The following is a 15,585-nucleotide window of genomic DNA, read 5'->3' as shown; positions in this document are numbered from 1 at the left end:
CCATACCGGGACGGGGGCGGAACGCACGCGCTGGGGAGGGCATGGGAAGGCAACTCCCCTGCTCTGCCGGCGATAATCCGTTACTCCGACATCCAGGGTAGAAGGTGCCTCCATGACGCAGATCCGCAACCGTCCCGCCGCCCCCTCCGTCGCCCCGGCCCGCACGCAGGCGCCGGCCGCCCAGCCCGCCCGGGCCAACCAGGTCACGGAGGCGTCACGCGCGGACGTGCTCAACCGCGCGGAGCTGGCGCGGGCCCGCGCGACGATGGCGCCGGTGCAGGCGACGCCGGGCTCGTGGCGCGGCGGCCCCAACACGGAGGTGGGGCGCGCCATCCAGACCATGCGTCAGCGCCTGTCCGACGTGAACATCACCATCAAGGGTGACACGCCGCAGAGCCTGTTCGACCGGGCCATCCTGGACAACAAGCACGTCACCAACGAGCAGATTTTGGAGATGTCCCGGGTGACGCTGCCCCAGTTGGCCACGGACCCGGCGACGCGCGCGAAGGTGCTGGAGCGCGTGCCCAACGCGCGCGAGCTGCCGGTGCACCACTTCACCGTGGCGATGCTGTCCGCGGTGACGGGCATCGACCGCGCGGCGCTGTCGGAGGCCTGCCCGGACCTGGGCCTCACGGGCGCGCCGAACACGCCGCTGCTCTACGCCGCCAGCACCGAGCGCATGCAGCGCTCCACCGCCCTGCACGACTTCACGGACTACATGCGCGGCGCGGGCGTGAAGGGCATGAACAAGGCCGTCTGGGGCGTGGAGAACCGCGTCCTGTCCGCCATCGTCTCCGCGCTGGGCGGCGGCCGGTACTGACCCCCAATCCGCCGCACCCCAAGCCCGCGCGGAGGAGGAGGCCTCGAGCCCCTCCCCTCGCGGGCTTCGCGTTGGGGACAGGGGCCGTGCCGTGGGGCGCGCGCACACCGCTTCCGCGCGGAGCGCCGGGCCCTTCGTCAGTCCTCGCCCGCGCCACCGGCCAGCCGCTGCCGCGCGACCTCCAGCCGCTTCGCGCGCACCTTGGACGCCAGGTCCAGCAGGCGCCGGTCGCGCTGCCAGCGCTCGCGCGTCTCCACGTCCACGCCCTCCCAGGCCACCTCGCAGCGCTCCAGCGCCCGGTGCATCTGCGCGAGCGCGCCGCCCAGCGCCACGTGCACGGCCGGGTCGCTGGGGTCCTCCAGCGCGAGGGCCCGGATCATCACCGCGATGGCGACCAGCTCCTCGCGCAGCGCCACCGGCCAGCCGCACCGGCGGGCCACCTTCAGCAGCCAGCCCAGCACGGCCAGGTTGACGTGGCAGTCCTCCACCGTGCGGAACGGTTTGAGATAGCGGGTGTAGCCATCCCCGGGCAGCACGTCCTCGGGCCCCACCTCCACGCCGTCCAGCCGCAGCGCCGCGTGCGGCACCTCCGGCACGAAGCCCAGCGGCGGCAGCGGCTCCACGGTCACCCCGGGCGCGCGCGCGTCCAGCCGCACCATGCGCAGGCGGTTGCGCTCCTGGGCGTCCCGGCCCTCGGAGGCGACCACCAGCAGCACCTCCGCGTGCGTGCCCAGCGTGACGTAGGTCTTCACGCCGTCGAGCGTCCAGCCCGCGCCCTTCGGCGTGAGCTTCGCCTCGATGGCGCCCGGGTGCCCGCCGCCCATCTCCGTGGCGCAGAGCGCGGCGCGCTTGTCCTTCGGCAACTGGGGGAAGAGCGAGCGCAGCGCGGCCTGATAACCGGAGGAGAACGCGAACCCCATCCGGTCCATCCGGAAGCCGCTGGCGAGCGCCAGGTCCGCGGGCACCTGGAAGCGTGGCAGCACCGCGAGGTGCCGGCGCCACCAGGCTTCCACGGAGTCGAGCGAAGGGGAGTCAGGGGCCTCGGTGAGCAGGAAGCGCAGGACGTCTTTCACGCCCCCAGTCTAATGCTCCGCCCTGGAGCGTGCGCGCTTCCGGTGCGGGGCCGTCAGCTCGCGGCGCGGCGGCCCGGGGACTTCGCGCGGCGGGTGCCCCGCTTCTTCTTCGCGGCGGCCGGCGGCGCGGCCTTCGACTTCTTGGCGGACTTCGCCTTGGAGGTCGACTTGGACTTCGACGCGGCCTTGGACTTGGAGCCCGACTTGGCCTTCGACGCGGCCTTCTTGCGCCGCGCGGGGGCCTTCTTCTCCGGCGCGAGGATGGTGCCCCGGCAGGAGGGCGTGCCACAGCGGCAGACGTAGAGCGCCTCGGCCTCGGCGTCCATCTCCGGGGTGCGCTCGTACGCGTAGTCGTACGTCAGCTCCTCCCCCGGTTCGATGGCGCGCAGCGCGTAGATGTGGATGTGGCCCTTGTCGATGAGCGACTGGCAGTTGGGCTCGCACGAGTGGTTGATGTAGCGCGACTCGTTGTGGAGGGTCCCCGCGTCCAGCACCGTGTCGTCGTCCAGGTTGAAGAGGAACGTGTGGTGGCGCTCCATCGACTCGTCGTCGTAGCGGACGTCCGCCTCGGCCTGGGTGATGCGCTCACCGATGTACTCGATGATGCGCGCGCCCTTGCGGATGCGGCGGGTGGCGAAGGCGCCCGTGCCCTGGATGGGGGACTGGCGCAGCTCGAAGGGGATCGACGGGGTCGGCTGGAAGGAAGGGGAAGTCGTCATCGCGGATAGGGGCGCGGCTGGGGCGGGTGCGTGTTCAACCAGGACGCTGCCGTGGAGCGCGGTGTAGCGTGCCGCAGTCAAGCGCGCGAAGAAAGGCACTCGATGATGCGGTGGTGGATCGTGGTGGGCGCGGTGAACGCTTTCCTGTCCGTGGCGGCGGGCGCCTTCGGGGCGCATGCGCTGAGGGCCCGGCTCGCCCAGGACCTGCAGGTCATCTTCGAAACCGGGGCGCGCTACCACATGTACCACGCGCTCGCGCTGGTAGCGGTGGGGCTCCTGGGCACGGTGCGCCCCTCCGCGCTCCTGGAGTCCGCGGGCTGGGCGATGCTCGCGGGCATCGTCCTGTTCTCCGGCAGCCTGTACGCGCTGGCCCTGTCCGGCGTGCGCGTGCTGGGCGCCATCACGCCGCTGGGCGGCCTGGGCTTCCTCGCGGGCTGGGCGCTCCTCGCCGTGGCCGCGTGGCGCGCCTCGCCGTGAAGCGGCGGACCGCTGGCCGTCACTCCCGCAGCAGGGGCGGCAGCGGGTAGATGAGGTCCAGGTCGCGGTGGTTGCGCAGGCCGCAGGCCTCGCGCTGCACGGTGAGGTTCCAGCGCAGCCGCTCCGCTTCCTTCCAGAGCGCGCGGTATGCCGCGTAGCGCTCCACCCGCGCCAGGCCGTGAAGGGCGCGCAGCTCCTTCTCCGCTTGAGCCACCAGGGCGAGGGCGTCCTCCAGCTTGTCGCCGGAGCGGCGCAACCCAGAGGCGCGCTCGCGCTGGAAGTCCACCTCCACGGGCAGCAGGGCGTTGACGTTCACCGGACGGGCCATGCCTTCCCTGTAACCACGAGCCCCGGGCTTCGCAGCGGTGCCCCGGTCCACGCCGGGCAGGCGGCCGGGCTTCAGGCGGGCGGTGTCGGCGCGGGTGCGTCCTTCGCCTCCGCGAGCGCCGTGGCGCCCGGGTGTCCCCACCGCCACGCCTCGCGGGCCCAGGCGAGCCCCGCGAGGAGCACCATCGCGTTGCGCGCGATGAGGAGCAGCGTGAACGACGGCTGCCAGCCCGTGTTGTAGGTGCTGCCCGCGAAGAGCCCGCGCGTGATGGCGGCGGCCACCAGCAGCACGGCGGACGGGGCCACCGCTCCGGAGAGCAGCGCGAGCGCGGCGGCCCCGGTGAGCCAGATGAGGTACTGCGGGCTCAGCACCGGATTGAGGATGACGAAGGCCACCAGCGGCACCAGCGTCAGCCGGGCCAGGTCCTCCAGGTGCGCCGGGGGCCTGCGCCAGGCGGCGCGCGCGGAGACGGCCACGGCCAGCAGCAGGCCCGCGACCCACACCTGGCGGGTGATGGCGCGGACCCACTCCGCGTCCGCGCCGTGCAGCTCATAGGCTGCGGGGGCGTGGACCCACTGGACGTGGGCGAACCCCAGCAGGTGCGCGGCCCAGAGCAGGCCCGCGCTGAAGGACTCCACCTGGAGGCCCCGCTCGACGTGGAAGGCCGCGAACCGCCACCACGGCCACATGAAGCTCAGCGGCACCAGCGGCAGCACGCCCGCGACCAGGCCGGTGAGCAGGGCCCGCGCCGGCTTCGCGCCCCGGCGCCAGCACACGGCCAGGGCCAGCGGCACGAGCACCGCCGGGTACAGCTTGGTGACGGTGCCCACCGCGAGCGCCGCGCCCGCCCAGCCTTCACGCCCGCGCATCAGCGCCACCAACGCCGCCAGCGCGAGCGCCGCGGGGATGAGGTCGTAGCGCTTGAGGTAGTGCACGCTCTGGAGCCAACTGACGACGGAGTACGCCGCGAACGGCGCCCACGCGCGCCAGGCCGTGCCCCACCGGCGCACGCCCTCGGACAGCAGCAACCCCTTGATGAAGGCGTCGACGAGCGTGAGCTGGAGTCCGAACGCGAGGATGAAGCCGCGCACGCCGCCGCCCACCCACGCCGCGGGCACGAACCACAGGAGCGCGTAGGGCGGGTATTCGAAGCGGAAGTCGCGGTTGGGGACCGCGCCGTCCAGGAACGCGCGGGCCGTGCGGAAGTACAGCGGCAGGTCGCCCTCGCGCGGGGAGAAGGCGTAAAGCGCCAGCGGCGACACGGCCACCGCGAGCGCGAGCCAGTGCCTGGGCGTCAGTCGCGAGGGCGCGGACGATGTCGGTGCGGACACGAGGTGCCACTCTGCCCCGAGGGCCCGGCGCTGTCGCCGGGAAAGGCATCCGTCCCCTTCCCTGCCCGGGCTGCGTCCAGGCGCATGGACGTGCGAGGCGGCACCCGACCCGCTAGGTTCCGCCCTGGGTTGCCCACGCCATGAAGCTCCACCGCCCCACGAAGGACGAGCTGTCCGCCGCCACCGGCCGCACCATGCCGGACCTGCTGGCCCCGGGGCTGCGCGTGCTCTTCTGCGGCATCAACCCCAGCCTCTATTCGGCGGTGGTGGGCGTGCACTTCGCGAGGCCGGGCAATCGCTTCTGGCCGTCCCTGCACGCGTCCGGCTTCACCCCGCGCCTCCTGAAGCCGGCGGAACAGCAGGAGCTGCTCGCGCTGGGCCTGGGCATCACCAACGTGGTGGACCGGGCCACGGCGAGCGCGGACCAACTGGGCGCGGAGGAGTACGCGGAGGGCGCGAAGTCGCTGGCGCGCAAGGTGAAGCGCTACCGTCCGGCGTACCTCGCGGTGCTGGGGCTGGGCGCGTACCGCACCGCCTTCTCGCGGCCGAAAGCCAGGTTCGGGCCGCAGCAGGAGACGCTGGGCGACACGCGGCTGTGGGTGCTGCCCAACCCGAGCGGGCTCAACGCCAGCTACCAGCTCCCGGACCTCGCGCGGCTGTACGGCGAGCTGCGCCGCGCGGCCGGGACGCGCTGACTACTTGAGCAGGCCGGACTCGCGGGCCACCTGCGAGGCCACGGGCAGCACCTTGTCGAAGGCGGCGGCGTTGCACGCGAGCAGGCCCCGGCGGTTCTGGAGCTCGGAGCCGTCGTAGAGGTACGCGTTGCCCGCCAGGTCCGTGAGCACGCCGCCCGCGGAGCGGATGACGGCCTCCGGCGCGCAGTTGTCCCAGCGGTAGCTCTTGTCGCTCACGTGCACGTAGAGGTCGCAGCGGGCCTCCGCCAGCAGGCCGCACTTGAGCCCCACCGAACCGGACTCCGTCTCCTTCGTGATGCCCAGCCGCCGCACCACCGCGTCCGTCGTCTTCGAGCGGTGCGAGCGCGACACCACGAGCCGCAGGTGTGCCGGGTCCGCCACGTCCGACACGCGCAGCGCGCGGCGGCCCTGGGGGTCTTCCACATAGCCCTGCTCGCCCACGATGCCGGAGTACAGGACGTCCCCCACCGCGCGGTAGACGACGCCCAGCGCCGCCCGGCCCTCCACGGCCAGGCCGATGTGGATGGCGAACTCGCCGTTGCGGTTCACGAACTCCTGCGTGCCGTCGAGCGGATCCACGAACCAGCAGCGGCTGAAGCGCTTCGCGTCGGAGACATCCTCCTTCTCCTCCGCCACCACGCCGTCCGCGGGGAAGGCCTTGCGCAGCTCGCCCACGATGAACGCGTTGGCGCGCTCGTCCGCCACCGTGACGGGCCCGGCGCCTCCGGCCTTGTCCGTGACCGAGAAGTCCGTGGCGTAGACCTGCAGGAGGATGTCACCGGCCTGGCGGGCGATGCGCCGGGCCACTTCGAGCTCTTGGGCGAGTGCGGGCATGGAGGCCGGAGAGTCTACTGGGGCGATTTGCCCCCCGTGGGGAAATCTGCCCCGCCGCGCGGCCCCCTCCCTCCGGGGCGGAGGCCCTGGCCCGGTGGCTGCACTTCCCAGGGGGATTCGCCTCCCCCACCCCGGGCAGCGCGCGGGAGGCATGCAAGGACTGGAACGATGATGAAGTGGCTGATGGGGCTGGCCCTGCTGGGCATCGGCGTGGCGCTGGCGTTCGCGGGCGGCCGGATGGTGTACCGCTCGAAGGTGAGCAAGGACTGGCCCACCGTGCAGGGCACCGTGGTGAGCTCCCGCGTGGAGACGCTGCGCAGCAAGCGCGCGGTGAGCTTCCGCCCGGAGGTGAGCTACCGCTACGAGGTGAACGGCGTCCCCTACACCTCCGACACGGTGGCCTTCGACGGCCACGGCGCCGGCGCGCTCGCGGACGCGCAGGCGGTGTCGCGCCACTACGTGACCGGTGCCCCGGTGACGCTCCACTACGAGCCGGGCGACCCGTCCGTGGCGTGCCTCCAGTGCGGCGACACGGGCCTCGCCAACTACATCGTCACGGCGGTCGGCGCGGTGTTCGCCCTGGTGGCCGGCTGGGGCCTGCTGGAGCTGGCCCGCTCCGGCCTGGGCGAGGGCAGGCGCGCGGCGCCGCAGATGCGCGCGAAGGCCCGTTAGCCAACGCCGGGCCGCCCCTCCGCGTGGCCGGCTGAGCACTTTCCTCCGGAAGGCTTCGACAGACGCGGCCCACGATGCGCAACCTGGAGCGGACACCCGCTTCCTGGAGACCGCATGCCCGTCACCATCCGCCCCGCGAAGGACTCGGACGCGCCCGCGCTGGGCCGCATGGGCGCGGCGCTCGCGCGCCAGCACCACGGCTTCGACCCACGGCGCTTCATGGTCCCGGACGACGTGGAGTCCGGCTACCGCTGGTGGCTGGGCAAGGAGGCGCGCCGTCCGCAGGAGGCCGTGGTGCTCGTGGCCGAGTTGGGCGGCGAAGTGGTCGGCTACTGCTACGGCCGGATGGAGGGCGTGGACTGGAACATGCTCCTCGACAAGCACGGCGCCCTGCACGACATCTGGGTGGAGGAAGCGGCGCGCGGCACCGGCACCGGCAGGCTGCTCGCGGAGGCCATGGTGCGGCGGCTCACGGAGCTGGGGGCCCCGCGCGTCGTGCTCAGCACCGCCGCGAAGAACGAAGCCGCCCAGCGGCTGTTCACGCGGCTGGGCTGGCGTCCCACCATGGTGGAGATGACCCGCGAAGCGCCCCCGTGAGAGACGACGAAGCCCCGGGTGCTTCCACCCGGGGCTCCCTGAAGCATCAGCGAGGGGCGGAGCGCCCTACTTCTTCTGCTCCTTCACCCACGAGTCCTTCAGCGTCACCGTGCGGTTGAACACGGGCGAGCCCGGCTTGGAGTCCACCGCGTCCGCGCAGAAGTAGCCCAGGCGCTCGAACTGGAAGCGGTCGCCCGGCTTCGCCTCCGCGAGCATCGGCTCCACGCGCGCGCCCGTGAGGGTCTCCAGGCTGTTCGGGTTGAGGAACTCCTTGAAGTCCTTCGTCTCGTCCTTGTCCGGCTGCTCCACGGAGAAGAGCCGGTCGAACAGGCGCACCTGCGCCTCGGGCGCGTTGCCCGGCACCCAGTGCAGCGTGCCCTTCACCTTGCGGCCATCCGGCGAGTCGCCACCGCGCGTGGCCGGGTCGTAGGTGCAGCGCAGCTCCGTGATGTTGCCCGCCGCGTCCTTGATGACCTTCTCGCACTTGATGAAGTACGCGGAGCGCAGGCGCACCTCCTTGCCCGGCGCCAGGCGGAAGAAGCCCTTCTCCGGCACCTCCTGGAAGTCGTCCGCCTCGATGTAGAGCTCGCGCATGAACGGCACCTTGCGCGTGCCCATGTCCTCGCGCTTCGGGTGGTTCGCCGTCTCCAGCTCCTCCGTCTGGCCCTCCGGGTAGTTCTCCAGCACCACCTTGAGCGGACGCAGGACGGCCATGGCGCGCGGCGCCGTCTCGTTGAGGTCGTCCCGGATGGACAGCTCCAGCACGCCCATGTCGATGAGGCTGTCGGACTTGCTCACGCCGATGCGCTTCGCGAAGTCGCGCAGCGACGCGGGCGTGTAGCCCCGGCGGCGCAGGCCGCTGATGGTCAGCATGCGCGGATCATCCCAGCCGGAGACGCGCTTCTCCTGCACCAACTGGAGCAGCTTGCGCTTGCTCATCACCGCGTAGGTGAGGTTCAGCCGCGCGAACTCGTACTGGTAGGGCCGGTCGCCTTTGATCAGCGCGTCGACGATCCAGTCGTACAGCACGCGGCGGTTCTCGAACTCCAGCGTACAGACGGAGTGCGTGATGCCTTCAATCGCGTCCGACAGGCAGTGCGCGAAGTCGTAGAGCGGGTAGATGCACCACGTGTCGCCCGTGCGGTGGTGGTGCGCGTGCCGGATGCGGTAGATGGGCGGGTCGCGCAGCACGGGGTTCGACGACGTCATGTCGATCTTCGCGCGCAGCGTGTGCTTGCCGTCCGGGAACTCGCCCGCCTTCATCCGGCGGAACAGGTCCAGGTTCTCCTCCACCGTGCGCGTGCGGTACGGGCTGTCACGGCCCGGCGTGGTGAAGTTGCCGCGGTACTGGCTGATCTCCTCCGGCGACAGGCTGCACACGTAGGCCTGGCCCTGCGAGATCAACTGCTCCGCGAAGGCGTAGAGCCGGTCGAAGTAGTCGGAGGCGAAGAAGCGCCGGTCGTCCCAGTCGAACCCGAGCCAGCGCACGTCGCGCTGGATGGACTCCACGTAGTCCGTGTCCTCGGTGAGCGGGTTGGTGTCGTCGAGGCGCAGGTTGCACTTGCCGCCATACTGCTGCGCCAGCCCGAAGTTCAGCACGATGGACTTGGCGTGGCCGATGTGGAGGTAGCCGTTGGGCTCGGGCGGGAAGCGGGTGTGCACGCGTCCGCCGTGCTTCCCCGTCCGCCGGTCTTCCTCAACGACTTCCTGGAGGAAGTTGAGGCCCTGCGTCTCGTTCGTCGTCGTCATGATGGTGCGAATCCTCTTGGAAGCGGGACAAGGGGAGCAAGGTTTTCCTGACCTGCCCCCCCGCCCGGCCTCATCCTTCGGGAGCCAGCCCGCTCAGACCCCGGCCAGCAACGACTCCCAGGCCTTGAGCGCCCGTTCGGCGGACAACTCGTCCGCCCGGTCCAGGGCCCGCTGGCGGAGCCCGTCACGCCACTTCGCGTCCGTCACCACCCGCCCCAGCGCCTGGGCCATGGCGGCGTCGTCCCCCATGGGCACCAGCACCCCCGCCCGCCCCCCGTCCAGGGCCTCCGCGGGGCCGGAGGGGCAGTCCGTGCTGACGATGGGGCAGCCCAGCGCGAGCGCCTCCAGCATCACCATGGGCAGCCCCTCGAAGCGCGAGGACAGGGCGAACGCCGTGGCCCGCCGCATCAGCGCGTGCGGGTTGTCCGCGTAGCCCGGCATGAACACGGAGGACGCCACGCCCAGTTCCGCGGCCAGCGCCCGGAGCTCCGCCTCCAGCGAGCCCACTCCCAGGATGAGCAGGTGCGTGTCCGCCCCGGCCGCCCGCATCCGGGCGTGCGCGCGGATGAGCATGTCGAAGGACTTCTGCGGCTCCAGCCGCCCCACCGCGATGACCACCGGCTTCTTGAACACCGGCACCGCCCACGCGGGCAGGGGAGCGTCCGCCGCGGCGCGGATCCGCTCCGCGTCCACGAAGTTGGGGATGACCTCCAGCCGCTCGCGGTCCACGTTCACCAGCTCCGCGAACGCCTTCGCGGAGTCGTAGCCGCACGCCACGATGCGGTCCATGCCCGGGTAGAGCACCTTCAATCCCCAGAGCTGGCGCTTCGGCTGCTCGCGGTGGAAGGCCCCCCAGTCGAAGTGCACCATCCCCAGCACCGGCTTGCCCAGCAGGGCCCCCGCCAGCCGCGCCAGCAGGGCCGCCCTGCCCTCCTGCCCGGAGACGATGATGTCCGCCTTGCGCGCTTCATGGAAAAGCCGCCAGAGCATCCGGGGCAGCTCCCAGCGCCGGTACGCCTCCACGCCCACGCCCCAGGAGATGGGCACGTCCGCGGGGATGCGCCCGCGCGTGTCCGGCGGCGGCGGCCCGTGGTGGAAGAACAGCGAGGGATCGAACCGCTCCCGGTCCAGGCCCGCCAACACGTTGCACACGGAGCGCTCGATGCCCCCCGTCCCCATGAAGACGAGCGTGAACAACACGCGCCGCCGCCCGGGGGCCGGAACCGCCATCTCTTGCCGCGCCTGCGGTTCCAATGTCTGGGATTCCCGGTAAGAAACGATTTTTTGACCTCCCGCCCGGCGTCCGAGTGTCCGGCGAGCCCTCCCCTGGAGTGACGGAGTGATCAATAGCCCACGCACCTTGCGATAGGTAGCGAAGGTCACCCGGCGCCGCCACCCAGGAGACAATTGCACGCCGCCCTTTCCGTGGATCTCCCGGATGCACCAACGCCACGCCGAAGCCGCGGCCTTCACCGGCGCGCTGATACATCGTTGAAACACCCGCAGGGCTTGCTGCCGGGCGAGTCCCCGCATTGACGCGTCAACGGACGCCGGGCGCGTCAGGAGGCGGGGTCCACTGCTTGGGGACTCAACGAGCCCGGGGGCCACCTGCCAGGAACTGGATTCCGGGTATAGGCTCACAATCCATCCTCGTGAAGACACCCATCCGCCTCCGTCCCGCCCGTTTCATCGCGCTCGCCCTGCTGGGCGTGCTCGCGGTGGCGGCCGTCATCGCGTACCGCAACGTCCGCACCGCGCGCGCGGTACTGCACCCCGCGCGCCAACCGCTGAAGCCGGTGGCGCAAGGCGCGCTCGCGGAGCGCACGGACGTGGTGCTGCGCACGCGGGACGGCCTGTCGCTGCGCGGCTGGTACCTGCCTTCGCGCAACCGCGCGGCGGTGGTGGTGATGCATGGGTTCGCGGAGAACCGCACGCAGATGCTCTTCGAGGCGGAGGTGCTCTCACGCGCGGGCTACGGCGTGCTGCTCTTCGACTCGCGCGGCCACGGCGAGAGCGACGGTGACCTGGTGACGTGGGGCGACCGCGAGCGCGAGGACCTGCGCGCGGCGGTGGACTTCGTCTCGCACCGCGACGACGTGGATCCGTCCCGCCTGGGCGTGCTGGGCTTCTCCATGGGCGGCACCACCGCGATGCTGGGCGCGCTCGAGGACGAGCGCCTCAAGGCGGTGGCCGCCGCGGGCGCGTACCCGTCGCTGGAGGCGGACACGCGCTACAGCTACGGCAGGTGGGGGCCGCTGAGCGTCCAGCCGGTGCTCTGGACCCTGCGCCTGTCCGGCGTGGACGTGGACGCGGTGGACCCCATGAAGCGCCTGTGCGGGTTGAAGGGCCGGCCGCTCCTGTTGATCAACGGCGACGTGGATCCGTACGCGCCCGCGTTCCTCCAGGACGCGCTCTTCCAGGCCGCGTGCGAACCCAAGTCCTACTGGGTGGTGCCCGGCGCGCACCACGGCGAGTACGCGACGAAGGCCCCGGAGGCGTACGCGCGCCACCTGCGCGACTTCTTCGACGCGGCGCTGCTCAGCGGCTCCTGACGGCCTCCGGGCCCACCCGCTCCGGCGCTGGCGCGTCCGCCGCGGCTTCCGCCGTGTCAGCCGAGGCGCTCCACACCGGCGCCGCGTCCAGCGCGGGGCGGCCCTCCAGCAGCTCATGGGGGCGGAAGCCGGCCTTGTAGCGCAGCGAATCGCACGCCAGCACGCGGTAGCCCAGGTACACGTAGGGGATGCCCCGCTCGCGCGCCAGCTCCACCTGGAACAACACGCTCGCCTTGCCCAGGGACAGCCGCGCGTAGGCCGGGTCGTAGAAGAAGTACACCGCGCTCCACGCGCGCGGCGTCTCGTCGCACAGGCCCAGGCCCACCAGCTTCGGGCCGGAGGGATCGCTGTCGTCGTACCAGGCCACCTCGCGCACGGACGGGTGCGGGAAGGCGAACTGGAGCGAGTACTCGCGCGCCCCCAGCTCCGAGGACTCCCAGTCGCGGGACGACTCGCGCTCCGCGTGCCACGCGCGGTAGAGCGCCAGGCGCTCCTCGTCCACGCGCGGCGGGCCCACCTCCACGCGCAGGTGCGCGCACGCGGCGCGGGCCCGGCGCTGGCTGCGGTTGGGCGTGAAGCCCGCCACGGGCACGCGCAGGGACACGCACTCCTGGCACGACGCGCAGGCGGGCCGGAAGTACTGCGGGCCGAAGCGGCGCCACCCGCGCACGAGCAGGTGCTCGTACTCCTGCGCCGTCACGTTGCGCATCAGCAGCGTCTCCAGGGACGCCTCCCGCTCCGGCAGGTAGCTGCACGGACGCGGGGTCTCGATTTCATGTGCCAGCAGGACGGCCATCGGTGTTCCCTTCCTGTCGGCCCCGGGCTCCCGCGTCAAGCCATGCCTGCCCGTCCGCCGACCCACCCTTCGTCGGAAACGACCCGTCCACGTGGGCCGTACCTTATCCAGAAGGTGGCACAACGGCTGCAAGTCCCGGCTGGAGAGCCGTACCACTTGCGGCAGGGGAGGAACGCACATGGCCCGCGAGGAACTGCATCCCGGATGGCTGCCGATGGACCCCGACGAGGCGGACGGCCCCCTCTGGGGCGACGCGTTCCTCGAGGAGGATGACGCCCTCCACTCCGCCGCCGTGGAGGACGCCGTGGAAGACCTGGACGCGTTCGACTTCGCCGTCGCCAGCTACTGAAAATCCTGCGGAGCTGGCGAAAATCCTGCGGTCGGGGAGCCACGGTGTGGCACCCCTGTCGCGATCGGACCGTGATTCTTTCCGGTCCGCCCCCTCACGGGGCCGTAGAAACTTCCGAGAAACCGCGAGACCGACGCCCCCATTCGCCTCCCCGGACAGCGGGCGGGTAACCCCGGACACAGGGTCCGGGGCGCGCGGCCCCCCGTGCGCGGAGGCCCGGCTGGCTTCTCAGTCGTGGGGCGCCACCGGTATAAACCGGGGCCTATGTCATCAATCGACGTCTCGGTCGTGATGCCCACGTACAAGCGCGAGAAGGACGTGGTGGAGGCCATCCACTCCGCGCTGCGTCAGGAAGGCGTCCAGGTGGAGGTGATCGTCCTGGATGACTCCGCGGAGGGCACGGCCCGTGACGCGGTGCAGGGCATTGGCGATGCCCGCGTGCGCTACTTCCAGCAGGAGGTGCCGTCCAAGGGGCGCCCCGCGCTGGTGCGCAACCACGGCGCCACGCTGGCCCAGGGCCGCTACCTGCACTTCCTGGACGACGACGACCTGCTCGCGGAAGGGGCGCTCAAGGCCATGGTGTCGGCGCTGGACGCGCGGCCGGACGCGGGCGTCGCGGTGGGCTGGGTGGTGCCCTTCAGCGAGGATCCGGAGTGGCTGGAGGACAAGAGCACCTACTTCGAGCGGGTGGCGAAGGTGGGGGCCATGACGCCCAACAGCGCGTGGACGGTGGCGCACATCCTGTTCCTGGGCACGCTGTACGTGAACTCCGCGTGCATGGTGCGCCGCGAATACTTCCAGCCCCTGGGCGGGTTCGACCCGAACATCCCCGTCTACGAGGACGTGGACTTCTACATGCGCGGCATCCGGCGCTACGGCCACGTCTACGTGAACCGGCCCATCCTCAACTACCGGGTGGGCAAGCCGTCGCTGATGAACGACCTGGGCAAGACGGGCGCGAAGGTGGAGAAGTCCGTGGCGGAGTCCAACGCCATCATCCACAACAAGTACCGGCGCGAGCACGGCGAGCTGGAGTACCGGCTCCTGCAGGTGGCCACGCGCGCGCTGAAGGGCCGCTTCGGCCTCACGCGCTACCTTCCCCTCAAGCTGCCTTGAGCGTCTCCTGAAAGGGCCTCTCCCCGTGAGCCTGCGTCATCGTCTCGTTGGAACCGCCAAGCGCCAGTTGAAGCAGACCCTGGGGCCCGTCGTGCAGCGCGCGATGGCCCCCGCCAGGGCCTTCCTCCCCCCGGAGACGTGGGGCCTGGAGTCGCGCCCCGGCCAGGGCCTCTTCCTGGAGGGCGTGTCGCTGTCCCGGTTGGCGGAGGAGTACGGCTCGCCGCTGCACGTGGTGCACATGGCGGCGCTGCACCGCAACGCGGACGCGTTCCAGGCGGTGCCTCCGGGCGCGGCGGGCGGCTGCGAGGTCTACTACTCGTACAAGACCAACCCGGTGCCCGGCGTGCTGTCCGCGCTGCACGCGCGCGGCGTGGGCGCGGAGGTGATCTCCGCCTACGAGCTGTGGCTCGCGCTCAAGCTGGGCGTGGCGCCGGAGCGCATCGTCTACAACGGCCCGGTGAAGTCGGACGCGTCCATCCGCGAGTCCATCACCCGGGGCATCGGCCTGCTGGCCGCGAACCACCGCGAGGAGCTGGACGTCTTCTCACGCCACGCGGCGGAGGTCGGCAAGCGCCCGCGCGTGGCGGTGCGGGTGACGACGATGTCGGGATGGACGTCGCAGTTCGGCACGCCCATCGCGGGAGGCCAGGCGATGGCCGCGTACCGGCAGGCGCTGGCCTCCGGCCACCTGGACGTGGTGGGCCTGCACGCGCACCGGGGCGAGCTCATCCGCACGGAGGCGGAGCTGGAGGGCTTCGTCGGCGCGGTGCTGGACTTCGCGGACGAGTTGCACCGCGAGCTGGGGCTGGACCTGGAGGTGCTGGACCTGGGCGGCAGCCTCTGCACGCCGACGGTGGAGCACATCGAGCAGCGGGACTGGCGGCTCAACCTCACCTTCCAGCGCGACCTGCCCGCGCCGGACTTCGCGGCGGCGCTCTCCATCGAGCGGTACGTGGCGAAGGTGGTGTCCCAGGTGGAGGCGCACTACGCGAAGCACGGCCGCGAGCGCCCGCGCATCTTCCTGGAGCCGGGCCGCGCGATGACGGGCAACACGCAGCTCCTGCTGGGCCGCGTGCACGCGCTCAAGGAGGGCGGCGAGCGGACGTGGGCGGTGCTCGACATGGGCATCAACCACGCCGAATGCGTGCGCAACGAGTACCACCAGCTCTTCCACGTCGAGCGGCCGGCCGCGCCGTCACACAAGGCGTACACGGTGGTGGGCCCCATCTGCACCCCGGCGGACACGCTGTACCACGCGGTGCGGCTGCCGGAGCTGAAGGTGGGCGACACGCTGGCCATCATGGACGCGGGCGCGTACTTCGTGCCCTTCGGCACGTCCTTCTCCTTCCCGCAGCCGGCCATCGTGGGCGTGGAGGGCGGGAAGGTGCGGCGGCTGCGCCGGGCGGAGACGCACGAGGACCTCATCACCTTCGATGATCCGGTGCCTCCGGCGTCCCGCGCCGCGGGGTGAGCGTCC

At 71.8% G+C, this 15,585-nt stretch carries 17 protein-coding genes; 9 read left to right on the top strand and 8 right to left on the bottom strand.

Translation table 11 applies throughout. The features are described from left to right. The first annotated feature begins 112 nt into the window (after positions 1–112). Entirely contained in the window at positions 113–820 is a 708-nt protein-coding gene (locus K8556_RS26895; RefSeq protein WP_223742958.1) for a hypothetical protein, read from the top strand. Between the two features lie 137 nt (positions 821–957). Here the strand turns inward: K8556_RS26895 and K8556_RS26890 are convergent, their stop codons facing one another. Both K8556_RS26890 and K8556_RS26885 read right to left on the bottom strand, forming a co-directional pair. Further along, positions 958–1,893, bottom strand: a complete 936-nt coding sequence (locus K8556_RS26890) for an acyl-CoA dehydrogenase family protein (protein WP_223742957.1) — start codon at positions 1,891–1,893, stop codon at positions 958–960. A 53-nt stretch (positions 1,894–1,946) separates the two neighbouring features. Beyond that, positions 1,947–2,612 carry an SET domain-containing protein gene (locus K8556_RS26885; RefSeq protein ID WP_223742956.1) on the bottom strand — a complete coding sequence of 222 codons (666 nt, stop codon included), beginning with the start codon at positions 2,610–2,612 and terminating at the stop codon, positions 1,947–1,949. Between the two features lie 102 nt (positions 2,613–2,714). Here K8556_RS26885 and K8556_RS26880 point away from each other — a divergent pair, with 102 nt between their 5' ends. Then, entirely contained in the window at positions 2,715–3,089 is a 375-nt protein-coding gene (locus K8556_RS26880; RefSeq protein WP_223742955.1) for a DUF423 domain-containing protein, read from the top strand. Between the two features lie 19 nt (positions 3,090–3,108). Here K8556_RS26880 and K8556_RS26875 read toward each other — a convergent pair whose 3' ends face one another. Beyond that, complete coding sequence (locus tag K8556_RS26875; RefSeq protein WP_223742954.1) at positions 3,109–3,417, bottom strand: hypothetical protein; 309 nt, start codon at positions 3,415–3,417, stop codon at positions 3,109–3,111. Between the two features lie 71 nt (positions 3,418–3,488). Further along, the gene (locus K8556_RS26870; protein ID WP_223742953.1) at positions 3,489–4,748 is read right to left on the bottom strand and encodes a glycosyltransferase 87 family protein; all 1,260 of its coding nucleotides are present in this window, start codon (positions 4,746–4,748) and stop codon (positions 3,489–3,491) included. 194 nt (positions 4,749–4,942) lie between these two features. Between K8556_RS26870 and mug the strand changes: the two genes are divergently transcribed. Beyond that, positions 4,943–5,443 carry a G/U mismatch-specific DNA glycosylase gene (gene mug / locus K8556_RS26865; RefSeq protein ID WP_223742981.1) on the top strand — a complete coding sequence of 167 codons (501 nt, stop codon included), beginning with the start codon at positions 4,943–4,945 and terminating at the stop codon, positions 5,441–5,443. Here mug and K8556_RS26860 read toward each other — a convergent pair whose 3' ends face one another. Next, entirely contained in the window at positions 5,444–6,277 is an 834-nt protein-coding gene (locus K8556_RS26860) for a 3'(2'),5'-bisphosphate nucleotidase CysQ (protein ID WP_223742952.1), read from the bottom strand. A 168-nt stretch (positions 6,278–6,445) separates the two neighbouring features. Between K8556_RS26860 and K8556_RS26855 the strand changes: the two genes are divergently transcribed. Together K8556_RS26855 and K8556_RS26850 are read left to right on the top strand one after the other, a co-directional pair. Then, positions 6,446–6,949, top strand: a complete 504-nt coding sequence (locus K8556_RS26855; RefSeq protein ID WP_223742951.1) for a DUF3592 domain-containing protein — start codon at positions 6,446–6,448, stop codon at positions 6,947–6,949. A gap of 114 nt (positions 6,950–7,063) precedes the next feature. Continuing rightward, positions 7,064–7,546 carry a GNAT family N-acetyltransferase gene (locus K8556_RS26850; RefSeq protein ID WP_223742950.1) on the top strand — a complete coding sequence of 161 codons (483 nt, stop codon included), beginning with the start codon at positions 7,064–7,066 and terminating at the stop codon, positions 7,544–7,546. A gap of 66 nt (positions 7,547–7,612) precedes the next feature. On the opposite strand, the gene K8556_RS26845 is transcribed toward K8556_RS26850, so the two are convergent. Further along, positions 7,613–9,295, bottom strand: a complete 1,683-nt coding sequence (locus tag K8556_RS26845; protein ID WP_223742949.1) for a glutamine--tRNA ligase/YqeY domain fusion protein — start codon at positions 9,293–9,295, stop codon at positions 7,613–7,615. A 93-nt stretch (positions 9,296–9,388) separates the two neighbouring features. Then, positions 9,389–10,525: a glycosyltransferase gene (locus K8556_RS26840; protein WP_223742948.1), complete on the bottom strand. Its 1,137-nt coding sequence runs from the start codon at positions 10,523–10,525 to the stop codon at positions 9,389–9,391. A 422-nt stretch (positions 10,526–10,947) separates the two neighbouring features. Between K8556_RS26840 and K8556_RS26835 the strand changes: the two genes are divergently transcribed. After that, complete coding sequence (locus K8556_RS26835) at positions 10,948–11,847, top strand: alpha/beta fold hydrolase (RefSeq protein ID WP_223742947.1); 900 nt, start codon at positions 10,948–10,950, stop codon at positions 11,845–11,847. Here the strand turns inward: K8556_RS26835 and K8556_RS26830 are convergent. Continuing rightward, on the bottom strand, positions 11,834–12,643 hold the full coding sequence (locus tag K8556_RS26830; RefSeq protein ID WP_223742946.1) for an arginyltransferase: 810 nt from the start codon (positions 12,641–12,643) through the stop codon (positions 11,834–11,836). The two genes, K8556_RS26835 and K8556_RS26830, sit on opposite strands and share 14 nt — an antisense overlap. Before the next feature lie 178 nt (positions 12,644–12,821). Between K8556_RS26830 and K8556_RS26825 the strand changes: the two genes are divergently transcribed. The 3 genes from K8556_RS26825 to K8556_RS26815 all read left to right on the top strand — a co-directional run bounded on the left by K8556_RS26825 (position 12,822) and on the right by K8556_RS26815 (position 15,579). Beyond that, the gene (locus tag K8556_RS26825) at positions 12,822–12,992 is read left to right on the top strand and encodes a hypothetical protein (protein ID WP_223742945.1); all 171 of its coding nucleotides are present in this window, start codon (positions 12,822–12,824) and stop codon (positions 12,990–12,992) included. Between the two features lie 264 nt (positions 12,993–13,256). Continuing rightward, positions 13,257–14,108 (top strand): glycosyltransferase family 2 protein, encoded by an 852-nt coding sequence (locus K8556_RS26820; protein WP_223742944.1) that lies wholly within the window; start codon positions 13,257–13,259, stop codon positions 14,106–14,108. 25 nt (positions 14,109–14,133) lie between these two features. Next, entirely contained in the window at positions 14,134–15,579 is a 1,446-nt protein-coding gene (locus K8556_RS26815; RefSeq protein WP_370639971.1) for a pyridoxal-dependent decarboxylase, read from the top strand. Positions 15,580–15,585 lie beyond the last annotated feature (6 nt).

This window comes from Corallococcus sp. AS-1-12, assembly GCF_020036995.1.
Classification (GTDB): domain Bacteria; phylum Myxococcota; class Myxococcia; order Myxococcales; family Myxococcaceae; genus Corallococcus.
This window is presented reverse-complemented; position numbering and strand designations above follow the sequence as displayed.